The 17346-nt window shown below is 73.3% G+C and carries 16 protein-coding genes, 1 pseudogene and 1 riboswitch; of the genes and pseudogenes, 11 read left to right on the plus strand and 6 right to left on the minus strand.

Features of this window, described 5'->3' with window-relative positions; all coding sequences use genetic code 11:
* The first annotated feature begins 62 nt into the window (after window positions 1–62).
* The 4 genes from ACZ7N4_RS08775 to ACZ7N4_RS08790 are packed head-to-tail and all read left to right on the plus strand — an operon-like array spanning window position 63 to window position 5731.
* Complete coding sequence (locus ACZ7N4_RS08775) at window positions 63–1601, plus strand: GMC family oxidoreductase (protein ID WP_471355332.1); 1539 nt, start codon at window positions 63–65, stop codon at window positions 1599–1601.
* Complete coding sequence (locus ACZ7N4_RS08780; protein ID WP_471355335.1) at window positions 1598–2839, plus strand: quaternary amine ABC transporter ATP-binding protein; 1242 nt, start codon at window positions 1598–1600, stop codon at window positions 2837–2839. Before ACZ7N4_RS08775 ends, ACZ7N4_RS08780 begins: the two co-directional genes overlap by 4 nt.
* On the plus strand, window positions 2839–4776 hold the full coding sequence (locus ACZ7N4_RS08785) for an ABC transporter permease (RefSeq protein ID WP_471355337.1): 1938 nt from the start codon (window positions 2839–2841) through the stop codon (window positions 4774–4776). Before ACZ7N4_RS08780 ends, ACZ7N4_RS08785 begins: the two co-directional genes overlap by 1 nt.
* Window position 4777: 1 nt before the next feature.
* Complete coding sequence (locus ACZ7N4_RS08790) at window positions 4778–5731, plus strand: ABC transporter substrate-binding protein (RefSeq protein ID WP_471355340.1); 954 nt, start codon at window positions 4778–4780, stop codon at window positions 5729–5731.
* A gap of 6 nt (window positions 5732–5737) precedes the next feature.
* On the opposite strand, the gene ACZ7N4_RS08795 is transcribed toward ACZ7N4_RS08790, so the two are convergent.
* Both ACZ7N4_RS08795 and ACZ7N4_RS08800 read right to left on the minus strand, forming a co-directional pair.
* On the minus strand, window positions 5738–6463 hold the full coding sequence (locus ACZ7N4_RS08795; RefSeq protein ID WP_471355342.1) for an isocitrate lyase/PEP mutase family protein: 726 nt from the start codon (window positions 6461–6463) through the stop codon (window positions 5738–5740).
* Window positions 6460–6960: a carboxymuconolactone decarboxylase family protein gene (locus tag ACZ7N4_RS08800; RefSeq protein ID WP_471355346.1), complete on the minus strand. Its 501-nt coding sequence runs from the start codon at window positions 6958–6960 to the stop codon at window positions 6460–6462. The genes ACZ7N4_RS08795 and ACZ7N4_RS08800 overlap by 4 nt, the downstream gene beginning before the upstream one ends.
* 46 nt (window positions 6961–7006) lie before the next feature.
* Here ACZ7N4_RS08800 and pdxR point away from each other — a divergent pair, with 46 nt between their 5' ends.
* The gene (pdxR, locus tag ACZ7N4_RS08805) at window positions 7007–8398 is read left to right on the plus strand and encodes a MocR-like pyridoxine biosynthesis transcription factor PdxR (protein ID WP_471355349.1); all 1392 of its coding nucleotides are present in this window, start codon (window positions 7007–7009) and stop codon (window positions 8396–8398) included.
* A gap of 6 nt (window positions 8399–8404) precedes the next feature.
* Here the strand turns inward: pdxR and ACZ7N4_RS08810 are convergent, their stop codons facing one another.
* A complete protein-coding gene (locus ACZ7N4_RS08810; protein ID WP_471356149.1) occupies window positions 8405–9226 on the minus strand; it encodes a DMT family transporter in 822 nt (273 codons plus the stop codon).
* A 118-nt stretch (window positions 9227–9344) separates the two neighbouring features.
* On the opposite strand from ACZ7N4_RS08810, the gene ACZ7N4_RS08815 reads away from it, so the two are divergent.
* On the plus strand, window positions 9345–9776 hold the full coding sequence (locus tag ACZ7N4_RS08815) for a hypothetical protein (protein WP_471355352.1): 432 nt from the start codon (window positions 9345–9347) through the stop codon (window positions 9774–9776).
* 13 nt (window positions 9777–9789) lie between these two features.
* Window positions 9790–10974 carry a glutathionylspermidine synthase family protein gene (locus ACZ7N4_RS08820; RefSeq protein WP_471355355.1) on the plus strand — a complete coding sequence of 395 codons (1185 nt, stop codon included), beginning with the start codon at window positions 9790–9792 and terminating at the stop codon, window positions 10972–10974.
* Here ACZ7N4_RS08820 and ACZ7N4_RS08825 read toward each other — a convergent pair.
* A complete protein-coding gene (locus ACZ7N4_RS08825) occupies window positions 10971–11534 on the minus strand; it encodes a TetR/AcrR family transcriptional regulator (RefSeq protein WP_471355358.1) in 564 nt (187 codons plus the stop codon). The genes ACZ7N4_RS08820 and ACZ7N4_RS08825 overlap by 4 nt on opposite strands.
* A 31-nt stretch (window positions 11535–11565) precedes the next feature.
* On the opposite strand from ACZ7N4_RS08825, the pseudogene ACZ7N4_RS08830 reads away from it, so the two are divergent.
* A pseudogene (locus ACZ7N4_RS08830) lies at window positions 11566–11778 on the plus strand (DUF1348 family protein); the annotation flags it as partial.
* Here the strand turns inward: ACZ7N4_RS08830 and rocD are convergent.
* Entirely contained in the window at window positions 11779–12987 is a 1209-nt protein-coding gene (gene rocD, locus ACZ7N4_RS08835) for an ornithine--oxo-acid transaminase (protein WP_471355360.1), read from the minus strand.
* A 103-nt stretch (window positions 12988–13090) separates the two neighbouring features.
* Window positions 13091–13179: riboswitch (ZMP/ZTP riboswitch) on the plus strand.
* A gap of 33 nt (window positions 13180–13212) precedes the next feature.
* Here rocD and ACZ7N4_RS08840 point away from each other — a divergent pair.
* The 3 genes from ACZ7N4_RS08840 to ACZ7N4_RS08850 all read left to right on the plus strand — a co-directional run bounded on the left by ACZ7N4_RS08840 (window position 13213) and on the right by ACZ7N4_RS08850 (window position 16531).
* Window positions 13213–14667 (plus strand): glycine hydroxymethyltransferase, encoded by a 1455-nt coding sequence (locus tag ACZ7N4_RS08840; protein ID WP_471355363.1) that lies wholly within the window; start codon window positions 13213–13215, stop codon window positions 14665–14667.
* 134 nt (window positions 14668–14801) lie between these two features.
* A complete protein-coding gene (trpS, locus tag ACZ7N4_RS08845; RefSeq protein WP_471355365.1) occupies window positions 14802–15812 on the plus strand; it encodes a tryptophan--tRNA ligase in 1011 nt (336 codons plus the stop codon).
* A 134-nt stretch (window positions 15813–15946) separates the two neighbouring features.
* Window positions 15947–16531 (plus strand): 2'-5' RNA ligase family protein, encoded by a 585-nt coding sequence (locus ACZ7N4_RS08850; RefSeq protein WP_471355367.1) that lies wholly within the window; start codon window positions 15947–15949, stop codon window positions 16529–16531.
* A 37-nt stretch (window positions 16532–16568) separates the two neighbouring features.
* Here the strand turns inward: ACZ7N4_RS08850 and ACZ7N4_RS08855 are convergent, their stop codons facing one another.
* The gene (locus tag ACZ7N4_RS08855) at window positions 16569–17324 is read right to left on the minus strand and encodes a decaprenylphospho-beta-D-erythro-pentofuranosid-2-ulose 2-reductase (protein ID WP_471355369.1); all 756 of its coding nucleotides are present in this window, start codon (window positions 17322–17324) and stop codon (window positions 16569–16571) included.
* Between the last annotated feature and the right edge of the window lie 22 nt (window positions 17325–17346).

Consider the following 17346-nt stretch of genomic DNA (forward strand, 5'->3'; position numbering starts at 1 on the left):
CCGGGCCCCGGCGGCCGGAAGAGCCCACCGCCCCCAGAAGAGCCTCCTGGAGTAGTACCCCCATGTCCCACACCCCCCGCGAGCACGTCTACGACTACGTCGTCGTCGGCGGCGGCACCGCCGGCTCCGTCATTGCCTCCCGCCTCACCGAGAACCCGGACGTCACCGTCGCCGTCATCGAGGGCGGCCCGAGCGACGTCGGCCGCGACGACGTCCTCACCCTGCGCCGCTGGATGGGCCTGCTCGGCGGCGAACTCGACTACGACTACCCCACGGTCGAGCAGCCCCGGGGCAACTCCCACATCCGGCACAGCCGCGCCCGCGTCCTCGGCGGCTGCTCCTCGCACAACACCCTCATCTCCTTCAAGCCCCTGCCCTCGGACTGGGACGAGTGGGAGGCCGCCGGCGCCAAGGGCTGGGGCGCCGTCCCCATGGAGGCCTACTTCGCCCGTCTGAAGAACAACATCGTCTCCGTCGACGAGAAGGACCGGAACGCCATCGCCCGCGACTTCGTCGACGCCGCCCGGTCGGCACTCGGGGTACCCAGGGTCGAGGGCTTCAACCGCAAGCCGTTCACCGAGGGCGTCGGCTTCTTCGACCTGGCCTACCACCCCGAGAACAACAAGCGGTCCTCCGCCTCCGTGGCCTACCTGCACCCGGTGATGGACGAGCGCCCCAACCTGACGATCCTGCTGGAGACCTGGGCGTACCGGCTGGAGCTGGACGGCACCCGCGCCGAGGGCGTCCACGTGCGCACCAAGGACGGCGAGGAGCTGCTGGTCCGCGCCCGCAGCGAGGTCGTGCTGTGCGCCGGCGCCGTCGACTCCCCGCGGCTGCTGCTCCACTCGGGCATCGGCCCGCGCCGGGACCTCGAAGCGCTCGGCATCCCCGTCGTCCACGACCTGCCCGGCGTCGGCGAGAACCTGCTCGACCACCCCGAGTCGGTCATCGTCTGGGAGACCCACGGCCCCATCCCGGAGAACTCCGCGATGGACTCCGACGCGGGCCTGTTCGTCCAGCGGGACCCCGAGCACCCGGGCCCGGACCTGATGTTCCACTTCTACCAGATCCCGTTCACCGACAACCCGGAGCGACTGGGCTACGAGCGGCCGGAGTTCGGTGTCTCCATGACCCCCAACATCCCCAAGCCCAAGAGCCGCGGCCGCCTGTACCTCACCAGCGCGGACCCCTCCGTCAAGCCGGCCCTGGACTTCCGCTACTTCACCGACGAGGACGACTACGACGCCCGGACCCTGGTCGACGGCATCCGCATCGCCCGTGAGATAGCGAAGACCGAGCCGCTGGCCGGCTGGCTCAAGCGCGAGGTGTGCCCCGGCCCGGAGGCCGTCGGCGACGCCGAGCTGAGCGAGTACGCCCGCAAGGTCGCGCACACCGTCTACCACCCGGCCGGCACCTGCAGGATGGGCGCCGCCGACGACGAACACGCCGTGGTCGACCCGGAACTGAGGATCCGCGGTCTCGACGGCATTCGCATCGCCGACGCGTCCGTCTTCCCCACCATGACCGCCGTGAACCCGATGATCGGGGTGCTCATGGTCGGGGAGAAGGCCGTCGACCTGATCGGAGGCGATCCCCGATGACTCTCACCGTCCCCACGCGCAAGCCGCCCACCAGCGCCGGCGACCCCGTCTTCTCGGTGTCCGGGCTGTGGAAGGTGTTCGGCCCGAAGCCGGAGCGTGTCCCGGCCGACCCCGAGCTGGCCGCGCTCTCTGCCGCCGACCTCCGCTCCCGCACCGGCTGCACGGCCGCCGTCCGGGACGTCTCCTTCGACGTCCGCAAAGGCGAGGTCTTCGTCGTCATGGGCCTGTCCGGCTCCGGCAAGTCCACCCTCGTCCGCTGCCTGACCCGGCTGATCGAGCCGACCGCGGGCACCATCTCCATCGACGGCGAGGACGTCCGCGCGATGGACCGGGGACGGCTGCGCGAGCTGCGCCGGCACCGGGCCGCGATGGTCTTCCAGCACTTCGGCCTGCTCCCGCACCGCACGGTCCTCGACAACGTCGCCTACGGCCTGGAGATCCAGGGCGTCGGCAGGTCGGAACGCCGTGAGCGGGCCGCCGAGTTCGTCGCCAAGGTCGGCCTCGAAGGCATGGAGAAGCGCCGCCCCGGTCAGCTCTCCGGCGGCCAGCGCCAGCGGGTGGGCCTCGCCCGCGCCCTCGCCGTGGACCCGGAGGTCCTCCTCTTCGACGAGCCGTTCAGCGCCCTCGACCCCCTCATCCGGCGCGACATGCAGGACGAGGTGACCCGCCTGCACCGGGAAGAGGGCCGCACGATGGTCTTCATCACCCACGACCTCAGCGAGGCCCTCAAACTCGGCGACCGCATCGCCCTCATGCGCGACGGCCGGGTGGTCCAGCTCGGCACCCCCGAGGAGATCGTCGGCAACCCGGCCGACGACTACGTCCGTGAGTTCGTCCGGGACGTGCCGCGCGAGCAGGTGCTGACGGTCGGTACGGCCATGCGCCCGGCGTCGGCCGACGAGATGGGCAACGGCCCCGCCGTACGCCCCGAGGCCACGGTCGCCGAGGCCATCGAGGCCGTGGCCCGCTCCGGCGCCCCCGCCCGCGTCATGAACGAGGGCCGCTGCCTCGGTGTGGTGGACCACGAGCAGCTGCTGGGCGTGGTGGCAGGCGTGGACGTGGACGCCGTGGCCACGGGCGAGGCCGGTGCGGTGGCGCCGGACGCCGACGCCCCCGCGACCGCGGACGGCACACCGGCCGCACCGGAGGCACCCGCCGCACCCGCCGCACCCGGCGCGGCCACGGGCCGTCGCGCCGCCACCCCTCCCGGCCCCCGCACCACCCGGGAGGCCGTCTGATGGCAACGCTCACCGTCCCGACCGCGAAGGTCCGCGCCCCCCGCGTCCTGAGGAGCCGGGCCGCGGGCAAGCTCCTCCTGCTCGCCCTCCTCGCCGCGGTGCTGGCCCCCTGGGCGTCCGGCCACTGGCCCGGCGCCGGCTGGCCCCACGCCCTCACCGTCCACCTCGACAAGCCCCTCTCCACGGCCAGCGACTGGGTCATCGACAACCGGGACAGCCACCCGCTGTTCCTGTACTTCTTCGGCTACGTCAGCAACGCCGTGATCTGGGCCGTCCGCGTGGTCTACCTCACCCTCCTCGCCGCGGGCTGGGCGGGCGTGACCGCGTTCGCCGCCCTGCTCGCCTGGCGCGTCGCCGGGGTCCGCCTGGCCGCCGGCACGGCCGTCGCCTTCCTGGCCTGCGGAGCCCTCGGCATGTGGGTGCCGACGATGCAGACCCTCGCGCTGATGGTCGTGGCGGTCCTCGCCTCCGTCGCCGTGGGCGCCCTCCTCGGCCTCGGCGCCGGCCTCTCCGACCGTCTCGACCGCGCCCTGCGCCCGGTGCTGGACACCATGCAGGTGCTCCCGGCCTTCGCCTACCTCCTCCCCGTCGTCCTGGTCTTCGGCATCGGCGTCCCCGCGGCCGTCCTCGCCACCGTCGTCTACGCCGCCCCGCCGATGGCCCGCCTCACCGCGCTCGGCCTGCGCGGCGCCGACCCCGAAGTCCTGGAGGCCGTGGAGTCGCTCGGTGCCACCCGCCGCCAGCGGCTGCTGACCGCCCGTATCCCGCTGGCCCGCAAGGAACTCCTCCTCGGCCTCAACCAGACGATCATGATGGCGCTGTCCATGGCCGTGATCGCCGCCGTCATCGGCGCCGGAGGCCTCGGTGACCGCGTCTACCAGGCCCTCGCCTCGGTCGACGTCGGCGCGGCCCTCGCGGCCGGCATCCCGATCGTGCTGCTCGCGGTGGTCCTGGACCGCGTGACCGCGGCGGCCGGGGACGGCGGGACCCGCTCCCGCACCATCGGCTGGCCGTACGCCCTCGCCGTCACCGTGGCCGTCGCCCTCGCCACCCGCCTCCTCGGCGCCCTCGACTGGCCCGCCGGCGGCACGCTGGACATCGCCGGGCCGGTCAACCGGGCCGTCGACTGGATGACCGGCCACCTGTACTCCGGTGTCCCCGTGATCGGCGGCACCGCGGACTGGGCGGGCCACTTCACCACCTGGGTCCTGGACCCCGTCCGCGACGGTCTGCAGTGGCTGCCCTGGTGGTCGGTGCTGCTCATCGTCGCCGCCCTGGCCTGGCTGATCGGCACCTGGCGCACCGCGCTGACCGCCGTCCTCGCCATGGCCGCGATCGGCGTGCTCGGCGTGTGGGAGCCGTCGCTCGACACCCTCTCCCAGGTGCTGGCCGCCGTCGCCGTCACCCTCGTGCTGGGCTTCGCCACGGGCATCGCCGCCGCCCGCAGCGACCGCGTCGAACGCGCCCTGCGCCCGGTCCTGGACGTCTTCCAGACCATGCCGCAGTTCGTGTACCTGATCCCGGTCGTCGCGCTGTTCGGCGTCGGCCGCGCCCCGGCCGTCGCCGCGGCCGTCGTCTACGCCCTCCCGGCCGTCGTCCGGATCACCGCGCAGGGCCTGCGCCAGGTCGACCAGGCCGCGCTGGAGTCCGCGCGCTCGCTCGGCGCGACCGGCCGCCAGCAGCTGTGGCAGGTCCAGCTCCCGCTGGCCAGGCGGTCGTTGCTGCTCGCCGTCAACCAGGGTGTCGTCCTGGTCCTCGCCGTGGTCATCATCGGCGGTCTGGTCGGCGGCGGCGCCCTCGGCTACGACGTCGCCTTCGGCCTCGCCCAGGGCGACCTCGCGACCGGCCTGGTCGCCGGTGCCGCCATCGTCTGCCTGGGCCTGATGCTGGACCGGGTGACCCAGCCGACCGGGCACCGTCCGGGGAAGGGAGCCTGACATGCGCCTTCGTACGACCGTCCCGGCCGCCGTCGCCGTCCTGGCCCTGGCCACCGGCTGCGGCGCCGCCGACATGACCAAGCAGGCCAGCCCGTTCGCGAACGCGCACGGCTCCAAGACCGTCACCCTGTCCGTGCAGTCCTGGGTGGGCGCGCAGTCCAACACGGCCGTCGCCCAGTACATCCTGGAGCACAAGCTCGGCTACCGCGTCGACACCGTCCAGGTCGACGAGGTGCCCGCCTGGGACGCGCTCAGCCAGGGCCGGGTCGACGCCCTCCTGGAGGACTGGGGCCACCCGGACCAGGAGAAGCGGTACGTCACCGACAAGAAGACGATCACGCGCGGCGGCGACCTCGGGGTGACCGGCCACATCGGCTGGTTCGTGCCGACGTACCTCGCCAAGCAGCACCCGGACATCACGGACTGGCGGAACCTGAACAAGTACGCCCCGCTGTTCCGCACCGCGGAGAGCGGCGGCAAGGGCCAGCTGATGGACGGCTCCCCGTCCTACGTCACCAACGACAAGGCGCTGGTGAAGAACCTGAAGCTGGACTACCAGGTCGTCTTCGCCGGCTCCGAGGCGGCCCAGATCACGCAGATGAAGCAGTTCGCGAAGGACAAGAAGCCCTTCCTGACCTACTGGTACTCACCCCAGTGGCTGTTCGAGAAGGTGCCGATGACCGAGGTGAAGCTGCCGCCGTACAAGGACGGCTGCGACGCGGACGCGGCGAAGGTCGCCTGCTCCTACCCGCACACCCCGCTGCAGAAGTACCTCAACGCCGACTTCGCGAAGTCCGGCGGGAAGGCCGCTGCCTTCCTGAAGAGGTTCCGGTGGACGACGGAGGACCAGAACGAGGTCTCCCTGATGATCGCTCAGCAGAAGCTGGACCCGCAGGAGGCGGCGAAGAAGTGGGTGGACAGCCACCCCGGCGTGTGGAAGAAGTGGCTGTCCTGAGCCCGCTCAGGGCGTGAGCCCGCCGGCGATCTCCCGCAGGGCGGCCGCGGCCCGCCGCTGGAGGCCCGGCCCGAAGGTGATCCGGGTGGCCCCGAGCCCGCCGAGCGCGGCGGGCCCGGGGCCGTCCCCGTCCAGGCGGGCCAGCGCGTTCAGCGGGCCCTGGATCCCGGCCCGCAGCAGGGGCAGTACGGCGGGCGGCGCGAGGATCGGATAGACGCAGTCCGCGCCCGCCGCGACGTACGACGCGGCGCGTTCGACGGCCCGTTCGGGATCGCCGTCGCCGTGCACGAAGGTGTCCACGCGGGCGTTGACGAACAACCGGTCGCCGGCGGCGGCCCGTACCTCGGCGAGGAACTCGGCGTGTGCGTGCGGGTCCTTGAGGACACCCCCGTTCTCCGAGTCCTCGAGGTTGCAGCCCACGGCCCCCGCCTCCAGCAGCCGCTCGACCAGCTCCTTCGGCGCGAGCCCGAATCCGCCCTCGACGTCCGCCGACACCGGCACGTCCACGGCCCGTGTGATCCGGGCGATCGCCGCGAACATCTCGTCGGCGGGGGTCGCCCCGTCCTCGTACCCGAGCGAGGCGGCCACCCCCGCGCTCGGCGTGGCCAGCGCCGGGTACCCGGCGGCGGCGAACACCCGCGCGCTGGCCGCGTCCCAGGGCCCCGGCAGGACCAGGGGGTCGTCGGGCGTCCGCCCCTGGTGCAGCGCGCGGAACGCCTCGGCCTTGCTCACTTGTGCTGCCCGGGCTGGTAGTGCCCCGGCGTCATCCGGAAGGTCACGCCGAACCGGTTCCAGGCGTTGATCACGGTGATCGCGGCGACCAGCCGGGCCAGCTCCTCCTCCTCGAAGTGCTCGGCGGCCCTGTCGTACACCTCGTCCGGGACGAACCCGTCGGTCAGCACGGTGACCGCCTCGGTCAGCTCGATCGCCGCCAGCTCCTTCTCCGTGTAGAAGTGCCGCGACTCCTGCCACGCGCTCAGCTGCACGATCCGCTCGACGCTCTCCCCGGCCGCGAGGGCGTCCTTGGTGTGCATGTCGAGGCAGAACGCGCAGTGGTTGAGCTGCGAGGCGCGGATCTTCACCAGCTCGTACAGCGTGGGGTCCAGGCCCTGCCGGGCCGCGCTGTCCAGGCGGATCATCGCCTTGTAGACCTCGGGGGTGTGCTCGGCCCAGCGCAGGCGCGGGGCTTCTTCGGCGGCGTACTCGACGGTTTCCTGTGCAGTGCTCATGCCTCGACCCTAGGCACCGGGCAGCCCAGGAGTATGGTCCATTCCCATGGCGAGATCCTGGGCCACTTTGGGCGTCGACCTGCACCTCGAACCGAGCGGCTCGGGCGGCCTGCGCCGCGGCCTGACCGACGCCCTGCGCGACGCCGTCCGCACCGGGCGCCTGGCCCCCGGCACCCGGCTGCCCTCCTCCCGCTCCCTCGCCGCCGACCTCGGCATCGCCCGCAACACCGTCGCCGAGGCCTACGCCGACCTGGTCGCCGAGGGCTGGCTCACCGCCCGCCAGGGGTCCGGCACCCGGGTGGCGGCCGGCGTGCCCACGCCCCCGAGCGCCGCCCCCGCGGCCCCCCACCGCACCCCGGCCCGCCCCCGCCACGACCTGATCCCCGGCACCCCCGACCTCTCCGCCTTCCCCCGCACCGAGTGGCTCAAGGCCGCCCGCCGCGCCCTGGCCACGGCCCCCTTCCACGCCCTCGGCTACGGCGACCCGCGCGGCCGTCCCGAACTGCGCACCGCCCTCGCCGGCTACCTCGCCCGCGCCCGCGGCGTCCGCGCGGACCCCGACACGATCGTGATCACGGCCGGCTTCTCGCACGCCCTGACCGTCCTCGGCAAGGTGCTGCGGGCCCGCGGGGTGCGGACGGTGGCGGTGGAGTCGTACGGCCTCGACGTGCACTGGGCGCTGCTGCGCGCCGCGGGCCTCGCCACGCCCGCGCTGCCGTACGACGACCTCGGCACGGATCCCCGCGAGCCGGGCGAGGCGGGCGCGGTCCTGCTGACCCCCGCCCACCAGTTCCCCATGGGCACGCCCCTGCACCCCGACCGCCGGGCCGCCGTGGTGGCCTGGGCACGCCGCACCGGCGGGCTGGTCCTGGAGGACGACTACGACGGCGAGTTCCGCTACGACCGCCAGCCCGTCGGCGCGCTCCAGGGCCTCGCCCCCGACCGGGTCGTCCACCTCGGCACGGCCAGCAAGTCGCTCGCGCCCGGGCTGCGGCTGGGCTGGATGGTGCTGCCCCCGGACCTGGCCGCGGAGGCGGTCGCGGCCAAGGGCCAGGCCGACACCGTCGGCGCCCTCGAACAGCTCACCCTCGCGGAGTTCCTCACCTCCGGCGCGTACGACCGCCACGTCCGCTCCTCCCGCCTGCGCTACCGGCACCGCCGCGACGCCCTCACCACCGCCGTCACCACACGCGCACCGGAGGTACGGGTCACGGGCATCGCGGCCGGCCTGCACGCGGTCCTCCGTCTCCCGCCCGGCACGGAGGAGTCGGTGGTCCAGGCGGCGGCCTGGCAGGGCCTGGCCCTCCACGGCCTCTCCGTCCACCGCCACCCGCAGGCCCTCACGGAGCCGCTCGACGCCCTGGTCGTCGGCTACGGCACCCCGCCGGACAGCGCGTGGGCGGGGGCACTGGAGGCGTTGTGCCGGGTGCTGCCGTAGCGTCGGCTACTCCGCCGGCGCCTCCCCGAACCGCGCCAGCGCCAGCGCCCCCACCACCGCCACGGCGAACCCGAGCGCCGCGACCCAGGCCAGCCCGTCCCTCGTGCGGTCCCCGAGCCAGACGATCCCCACCGCGGCCGGCCCGACCGTCTCGCCGAGGACCATCCCGGCCGTCGCGGTCGTCACCGACCCCCGCTGGAGGGCCGAGGTGAGCAGGAGGAACGCGGCGGCACCGCCGAGCAGCAGCGCGTACACCGCCGGGTCGGCCAGCAGGTCCGCCGGCCGCAGCGAGTCGACCAGCCGTACCGTCACCTCCACCACCCCGAACCCGAACCCGGCGCCGAGCCCCAGCAGCAGCGCCCGCCCCCGCCCCGACAGGCGCCCGCCGACCCCGCCGAGCAGCAGCACGGCCACCGCGGCGGCCACCATCGCGTACCGCAGCCAGTCGGGCCCGCTCCGGTCGCCCTCGGTGCCCGAGGCCAGCCCCAGCAGGGCGAGCCCCGCACAGACCACCGCGACGGCGCCCCACTCCAGACCGCTCAGCCGGACCCGCAGCAGCCGCGCCGCCACCACCGCCGTCACCGCGAGGCTCGCCGCCAGCGCCGCGCCGACCGCGTAGATCGGCACCGACCGCAGGGCGGCGACCTGGAGCACGAACCCCAGCCCGTCCAGCCCGAGTCCGGCGAGGTACCGCCACTGCCGCAGCGCCCGCAGCAGCAGCGCCGCGTCCCCGCCGTCACCGCTCTCGGCGCCCGCCGTCCGCGCCGCCACCGCCTGCAACACCGTCGCCGTACCGAAGCAGACCGCGGCACCCAGGGCACACACCATTCCAAAGAGCACGAAGCGACTCTAGGGGAGCGGCCGACGGCCGCCCCCCTGCCGGGGGTACTCGCACCGGTCTCTAGGCTGACGGCCGGTACACGACATCCGACGGGGGAGAGAAACCATGGAGCGCACACGTCGGCCCCTGCGGTCCGGCACGGTGGTCCTGGGCGGCATGGGCCTGCTGGCCGCCGCCCTCACCGCCTGCTCGTCCGACCCGGACAAGCGCTGCGTCGACCGCGACAGCTACCACCTCGCCAAGGGCTACAAGGTCGTCGCGGACAAGAACTGCAGGACGACGACGAGCGGTTCCGTGAAGACGACGAGCAAGCCCGGCAAGACGACCGGCGGGAAGAAGACCCTGGGGAAGAAGGCCGACGCCGCCTGGTACTACGAGGGCGAGGAGGAGGACGGCTGGGTCGACGGCGGCTCCTTCACCAAGCCCGGCGGTGGCTCGGGCAGCGGCTCGTACGACGATGACGACGACCACCACGGCGGGGTCGGCGGAGTGCACCGCGGCGGCTTCGGCGGCGGCAAGGGCAGCTCCGGCGGCTGACCGGAACGCATCCATGGAACGCCGTACCCTCACCCCCCGCCCCGGCTGGCAGCGGACCGTCGAGGCCCAGGGCCTGGTCTACCCGCTCACCCGTCACCCCGACGGCTCCCTGCGCCCGTACTGGGACGAGAGCGCCTGCTACGTCTTCTCCCTGGAGGAGGTCGAGGCGCTGGAGGAGACCGTCGGGGAACTGCACCGCATGTGCCTCGCCGCGGCCGGACACATCGTGGCCGAGAACCGGCTCGCCGACCTCGGCATCACCGATGCGCGGGTGGCCGCGGCGGTCACCGAGGCCTGGCACCGCCGTGCCGAACTCCCGTCCCTCTACGGCCGTTTCGACCTCCGTTACGACGGCACGGGCCCGGCGAAGCTGCTGGAGTACAACGCGGACACCCCCACCTCCCTGGTCGAGGCCGCCTCCCCGCAGTGGTTCTGGATGGAGGAGCGTTTCCCCGGCGCCGACCAGTGGAACTCCCTGCACGAACGCCTGGTGGAGGCCTGGCGCGCCCAGTCCGGGCTCCTCCCGCCGGGCGGCCCGCTGCACTTCGCGCACTCCGCCGCCGACGAACTCGGCGAGGACCTGATGACGGTGGCCTACCTCAAGGAGACCGCCGAGCAGGCCGGGCTGGCCACCGACTGGCTGGCCATGGAGGAGATCGGCTGGGACGGCCTCTCCGGCCGCTTCGTGGACAACCAGCTCCGGTTCATCCGGGGCATCTTCAAGCTCTACCCCTGGGAGTGGCTCACCACCGACGCCTTCGGCGGGCACGTCCTGGACACCCTGGACAACGGCGGCGGCACCGGCAGCACCCTGTGGATCGAACCGGCCTGGAAGATGCTCCTGAGCAACAAGGCCCTGCTGCCGGTCCTCTGGGAGCTGTACCCGGACCACCCCAACCTTCTCCCCGCCTACCTGGACGGCCCCCGAGACCTGGCCGGCACCACCGGCTACGTCGCCAAGCCCCTCCTCGGCCGGGAGGGCGAGGGCGTCACGATCCACCCCCCGGGCGCACCGGCCGTCCCGCGTGAGGAGCCCTGCTGCTACCAGCAGTTGGCCCCCCTTCCCGCGTTCGACGGCAACCACGTGGTCCTCGGCGCCTGGGTCGTCCGGGACGAACCGGCGGGCCTCGGCATCCGCGAGTCCGCCGGCCTGGTCACCGACGAGTACGCCCGCTTCCTGCCCCACGTGATCCTCTAGCCCCCGAGCAGCCTCTCCACCGCTTCCCGCGCGTGCCGTGCCGGGGCCGGGTCGCCGCTGATGCCGGCGGTGACGACGGCCCCCTCCGCGAGCAGGAAGACCGACTCGGCAGCCGCCGTGCCCGTGGCGTGGACCCAGGCGGCGAGCTGGTCGCGGAAGGCCTGTTTGTGGGCGCGGACCTCGGCCGGCACCGGCTCGGACGCGGAACCGAGTTCGCCGTGGGCGTTGATCCAGGCGCAGCCGCGGAAGCCGGGCTCGGCGAACCAGCGGGCCAGCCAGTCGAAGACCGCCAGCACCCGTCCGCGGGGGTCCGGGACGCCCTCCACGTGCGCGGCCAGGCTCGCGCGCCAGCGCCGGTCGCGTCGCCGGAGCACGGCGACCACGAGGTCCTCCTTGGTCGCGAAGAGCCGGTAGATCCGCTTCAGGGGCAGCCCGGAGGCCTCGCGGACCCGGTCCATCCCGACCGCCTGGATGCCGTGCGCGTAGAAGAGCGCCTCCGCCGCGTCCAGGAGCGCCTCACGGTCCAGGCGGGTCTGTTCCTCGGTGATCGGGGACGGCATCGGTGGCTCCTTGACGTCGAGAACGGGCGACGACCGCATCGCCGTCCGCTTCCAGTACGAGTGCCGTGACACCGACGGCCGGTGGTGGCGCTCCTACGGCAACGAATTGGGGGAGTTCGACGAGCACGGCCTGATGCGCCGACGGGAGGCGAGCATCAACGACGTCCCCATCGAGGAGAGCGACCGGCGCATCTTCGGGCCCCGGCCCGCCGGCCGGCACGGGACCGACATCCCGCTCCGCTGATCAGGCCCCGGACAGCACCTCCCGCAGCTGCTCCAGCCCCCAGTCCAGGTCCTCCTCCCCGATCACCAGCGGCGGCGCGATCCGGACGGTCGGCCCGTGGGTGTCCTTGACCAGGACCCCGCGGGCCAACAGCCGCTCGGACACCTCGCGCCCGGTGCCGGCCGCCCGCGGGACGTCCACCCCGGCCCACAGCCCGCGCCCCCGCACCGCCGTCACCCGGCCCGCACCCGACAGCTCGCCCAGCACCCCGTGCAACCGCTCGCCCAGCCGCGCCGCCCGCTCCTGGTACTCCCCGGTCCGCAGCATCGCGATCACCTCCAGCGCCACCGCGCAGCCCAGCGGGTTCCCGCCGAAGGTCGAGCCGTGCTCACCCGGCCGGAACACCCCGAGCACCGCCGCGCTCGACACCACCGCCGACACCGGCACGATCCCGCCGCCCAGCGCCTTGCCCAGCAGGTACACGTCCGGCACGACCCCCTCGTGCTCGCACGCGAAGGTCCGCCCGGTCCGGCCCAGCCCGGACTGGATCTCGTCGGCGACGAAGAGGACGTTCCGCTCGCGGGTCAGCTCGCGCACCCCGGCCAGATAACCGGCCGGTGGCACGATCACCCCGGACTCCCCCTGCACCGGCTCCAGCAGCACCGCCACCGTGTTCTCCGTCAGCGCCGACCGCATCGCCGTCAGGTCGCCGTACGGCACGATCTCGAACCCCGGGGTGTACGGACCGAAGTCCGCCCGCGCCTCCGGATCCGTCGAGAAGCTGATCACCGTCGTCGTACGGCCGTGGAAGTTGCCGGCCGCCACGACGATCCTCGCCATCTCCGCGGGCACCCCCTTCACCCGGTACCCCCACTTCCGGGCCGTCTTCACCGCGCTCTCCACCGCCTCCGCGCCCGTGTTCACGGGCAGCACCATCTCCATCCCGCACAGCTCGGCCAGCTCCGTGCAGAAGGCCGCGAACCGGTCGTGGTGGACGGCGCGGGAGGTCAGCGTCAGCCGGTCCAGCTGCCGCCGGGCCGCCTCGGTCAGCCGCCGGTTGCCGTGCCCGAAGTTCAGCGCCGAGTAGCCGGCCAGCAGGTCCAGGTACCGGCGCCCCGCCACATCCGTCAGCCACGCCCCCTCACCCGTGGCGATCACCACCGGAAGCGGACGGTAGGTGGGCGCGCAGTGCGCGTCGGCGGCGGCGATGAGGTCTTCTGCAGCGGTCACGGCCACTCCCGAGTACGACCGGAAAACGACGGTGAACCCCTTCCTATCCTCGCTCGCATGGTGGACGCGGGACCTGCGCCGTCCGGCGCGCCCGGTAATCTGACGAGCGGGCCGTGACTGGCGCGCTGGGATGGGACGGACCATCAGGGAGCGGCCCGAGCGGGAAGAGTGCCGTGCGCCTGGGCCGAACGTGAACGCTGCACGCACACCGTCCGGAGGTCCCCGATGCCCGAGAATTCCGCCCCCCTCTCCACCGAGTCCACGGCCTTCCGGGCCGCCCTCGACGTCATCCGCGCCGTCGAGCCCCGTGTCGCCGACGCCATCGGCCAGGAGGTCGCCGACCAGCGCGAGATGCTCAAGCTGATCGCGTCCGAGAACTACGCCTCCCCGGCCACGCTGCTCGCGATGGGCAACTGGTTCAGCGACAAGTACGCCGAGGGCACCATCGGCCGCCGCTTCTACGCCGGCTGCCGCAACGTCGACACCGTCGAGGCCCTCGCCGCCGAGCACGCCCGCGAACTCTTCGGCGCCCGCCACGCCTACGTCCAGCCGCACTCCGGGATCGACGCCAACCTCGTCGCCTTCTGGGCCGTCCTCGCCGACCGCGTCGAGGCGCCCTTCCTGGAGAAGACCGGCGTCCGCCAGATCAACGACCTGTCCGACGCCGACTGGGCCGAGCTGCGCCAGGCCTTCGGCAACCAGCGCATGCTGGGCATGTCCCTGGACGCCGGCGGCCACCTCACCCACGGCTTCCGTCCCAACATCTCCGGCAAGATGTTCGACCAGCGCTCCTACGGCACCGACCCCGCCACCGGCCTGGTCGACTACGAGGCCCTGCGCGCCCAGGCCCGCGAGTTCAAGCCGCTGATCATCGTCGCCGGCTACTCCGCGTACCCCCGCCTGGTGAACTTCCGGATCATGCGCGAGATCGCCGACGAGGTCGGCGCCACCCTCATGGTCGACATGGCGCACTTCGCCGGCCTGGTCGCGGGCAAGGTCCTCACCGGCGACTTCGACCCGGTCCCGCACGCCCAGATCGTCACCACGACCACCCACAAGTCCCTGCGCGGCCCGCGCGGCGGCATGGTCCTGTGCGACGACTCCCTGAAGGACCAGGTCGACCGCGGCTGCCCGATGGTCCTCGGCGGCCCCCTCCCGCACGTCATGGCCGCCAAGGCCGTCGCCCTCGCCGAGGCCCGCCGGCCCTCCTTCCGGGACTACGCCCAGCGCATCGTGGACAACTCCCGCGCCCTCGCCGAGGGCCTGATGCGCCGCGGCGCCACCCTGGTCACCGGCGGCACCGACAACCACCTCAACCTGATCGACGTCGCCACCTCCTACGGCCTCACCGGCCGCCAGGCCGAGTCCGCCCTGCTGGACTCCGGCATCGTCACCAACCGCAACTCCATCCCGGCCGACCCGAACGGCGCCTGGTACACCTCCGGCATCCGCGTCGGCACCCCGGCCCTCACCACCCGCGGCCTCGGCACGGCCGAGATGGACGAGGTGGCCGCCCTGATCGACCGCGTCCTCACCACCACCGAGCCGGGCACCACCAAGTCCGGCGCCCCCTCCAAGGCGGCCCACGTCCTGGACGAGAAGGTCGCACGGGAGATCTCCCAGCGGGCCACGGACCTGGTCGCGGGCTTCCCCCTCTACCCGCAGGTCGACCTCGGCTGAATCGCCCCCGGCACGGGCGCGGGGCCGCACGCGGCATGCGGCATGCGGCCCCGCCGCGCGGGCGCGAGCGACCACAGCCGGCCCGCGGTTCCCCACGCACCGAACCCCTCACACTCTCTGCGACAATAAAGAGCATGGCTGACCGACCTCGCGTGCTCTCCGGCATCCAGCCCACGGCTGGCTCGTTCCACCTCGGCAACTACCTCGGCGCCGTCCGCCAGTGGGTGGCCCTGCAGGAGTCCCACGACGCCTTCTACATGGTCGTCGACCTGCACGCGATCACGGTCCCGCAGGACCCGAAGGAGCTGCGGGCCAACACCCGCCTCGCCGCCGCACAGCTGCTGGCCGCCGGCCTGGACCCGGACCGCTGCACCCTCTTCGTGCAGAGCCACGTCCCCGAGCACGCCCAGCTGGCCTGGATCATGAACTGCCTCACCGGCTTCGGCGAGGCCGGCCGCATGACCCAGTTCAAGGACAAGTCCGCCAAGCAGGGCGCCGACCGGGCCTCCGTCGGCCTGTTCACGTACCCGGTCCTCCAGGTCGCGGACATCCTGCTGTACCAGGCCCACGAGGTGCCCGTGGGCGAGGACCAGCGCCAGCACATCGAGCTGACCCGCGACCTCGCCGAGCGCTTCAACGGCCGCTTCGGCGACACCTTCACGATCCCGAAGCCGTACATCCTCAAGGAGACGGCGAAGATCTACGACCTCCAGGACCCGACGGTCAAGATGAGCAAGTCGGCGTCCACGCCGAAGGGCCTCGTCAACCTCCTGGACGAGCCGAAGACCACGGCGAAGAAGGTCAAGAGCGCCGTCACCGACACGGACACGGTGATCCGCTACGACCCCGAGAGCAAGCCGGGCATCTCCAACCTCCTCACCATCTACTCCACCCTCACCGGCACGTCGGTCGCCGAGCTGGAGCGGCAGTACGAGGGCAAGATGTACGGCGCGCTCAAGACCGACCTCGCCGAGGCCATGGTCGAGTTCGTGACGCCGTTCCGGGAGCGCACCCGGCAGTACCTGGACGACTCCGAGACCCTCGACGCGATCCTCGCCAAGGGCGCGGAGAAGGCGCGCGCCGTCGCCGCCGAGACCCTCGCGCAGGCGTACGACCGCGTGGGCTTCCTCCCGGCCAAACACTGAGGCGTACGACCGCACGGGTCCGCGCGGGCGGAGCGCTGCACATCACTTCCGCTGCGCCTGCCCACAGGACACTCATGGCCGTACAGTCATAGCCGACGGCAGAGCAGAAAACAGACACGACGACAGGAGACGACGTGGGGACCGTAACGATCGGCGTGTCGATCGCGGTCCCGGAGCCTCACGGCAGCCTGCTCCAGGAGCGGCGCGCGGGCTTCGGCGACGCCGCTGCTCACGGCATCCCCACACACGTCACGCTGCTGCCGCCGACCGAGGTGGAGGAGGCCGACCTGCCGGCCGTCGACGCGCACCTCGGCGAGGTCGCCGCGGCGGGCCGGCCGTTCCCGATGCGGCTGTCCGGCACCGGCACCTTCCGGCCCCTGTCGCCGGTGGTCTACGTGCGGGTCGTGCAGGGCGCCGACACCTGCGCCTGGCTCCAGCAGCGGATCCGGGACACCTCCGGACCGGTGGCGCGCGAGCTGCAGTTCCCGTACCACCCGCATGTCACCGTCGCCCACGGCATCGAGGACGCGGCGATGGACCGCGCCTTCGAGGAACTGGCCGGCTTCGAGGCCGAGTGGCCGTGCACCGGCTTCGCGCTGTACGAGCAGGGCGCCGACGGGGTGTGGCGCAAGCTGCGCGAGTACACGTTCGGGGGATCCGTCGTACCGCCCCAGCCGGGCCACGCGGGGGTCGAACGGGGCACGATCGCCCGCCGGTAGGCCGGCACGGGGCACGATCGGCCGCCGCCGGGCCCCGTCAGACCGCCAGCCTCCGGTACACCGCCCGGGGCGCGTGCCGCAGCACCCACAGCACCGGGCGCAGCGCCCCCGGCACCCAGACCGTCTCCGAGCAGCGGCGCAGGCCCAGTTCGACGGCCGTGGCGACCGCCTCCGGCGTCGTCGCGAGCGGGGTGCGTGAGCGGTCGGCCGTCCTGCTCGTCCGGACGAAGCCGGGGCGTACGACCATCACGTGCACGCCGGTGCCGTGCAGCGCGTCGCCGAGGCCCTGCGCGAAGGCGTCGAGGCCGGCCTTGCTGGAGCCGTAGATGAAGTCGGCGCGGCGGGCGCGCTCGGCGGCCGCGGCGGACAGGACGACGAGGGAACCGCGGCCCTGGGCCTGGAGGGCGCGACCGGCGACCAGGCCCGCCGAGACGGCCCCCGTGTAGTTGGTCTGGGCGACCTGGACCGCGCGGACCGGGTCACGCTCGTCGTGCGCCTGGTCGCCCAGGATGCCGAAGGCGAGCAGCACCATGTCGACGGGCCCCTCGGCGAACACCTTGCCGAGGGCGGTCTCGTGGGACGCGGGGTCGAGCGCGTCGAAGGCGAGGGTGTGGACGTCCGCGCCGAGCGCCCGCAGGCTCCCGGCGGCGTTCTCCAGCGCGAGGGAGGGGCGGCCCGCCAGCCACACCGTTCGGGTGCGGCGGGCGATCAGCCGGCGCGCGGTGGCCAGCGCGATCTCGGATGTGCCGCCGAGGACGAGCAGGGACTGGGGCAGTTCGGTGGCATCCTTCATGACAGTTGACCGTATCGCCCCC

The sequence above is a fragment of the Streptomyces sp. NPDC107654 genome (genome assembly GCF_055639035.1).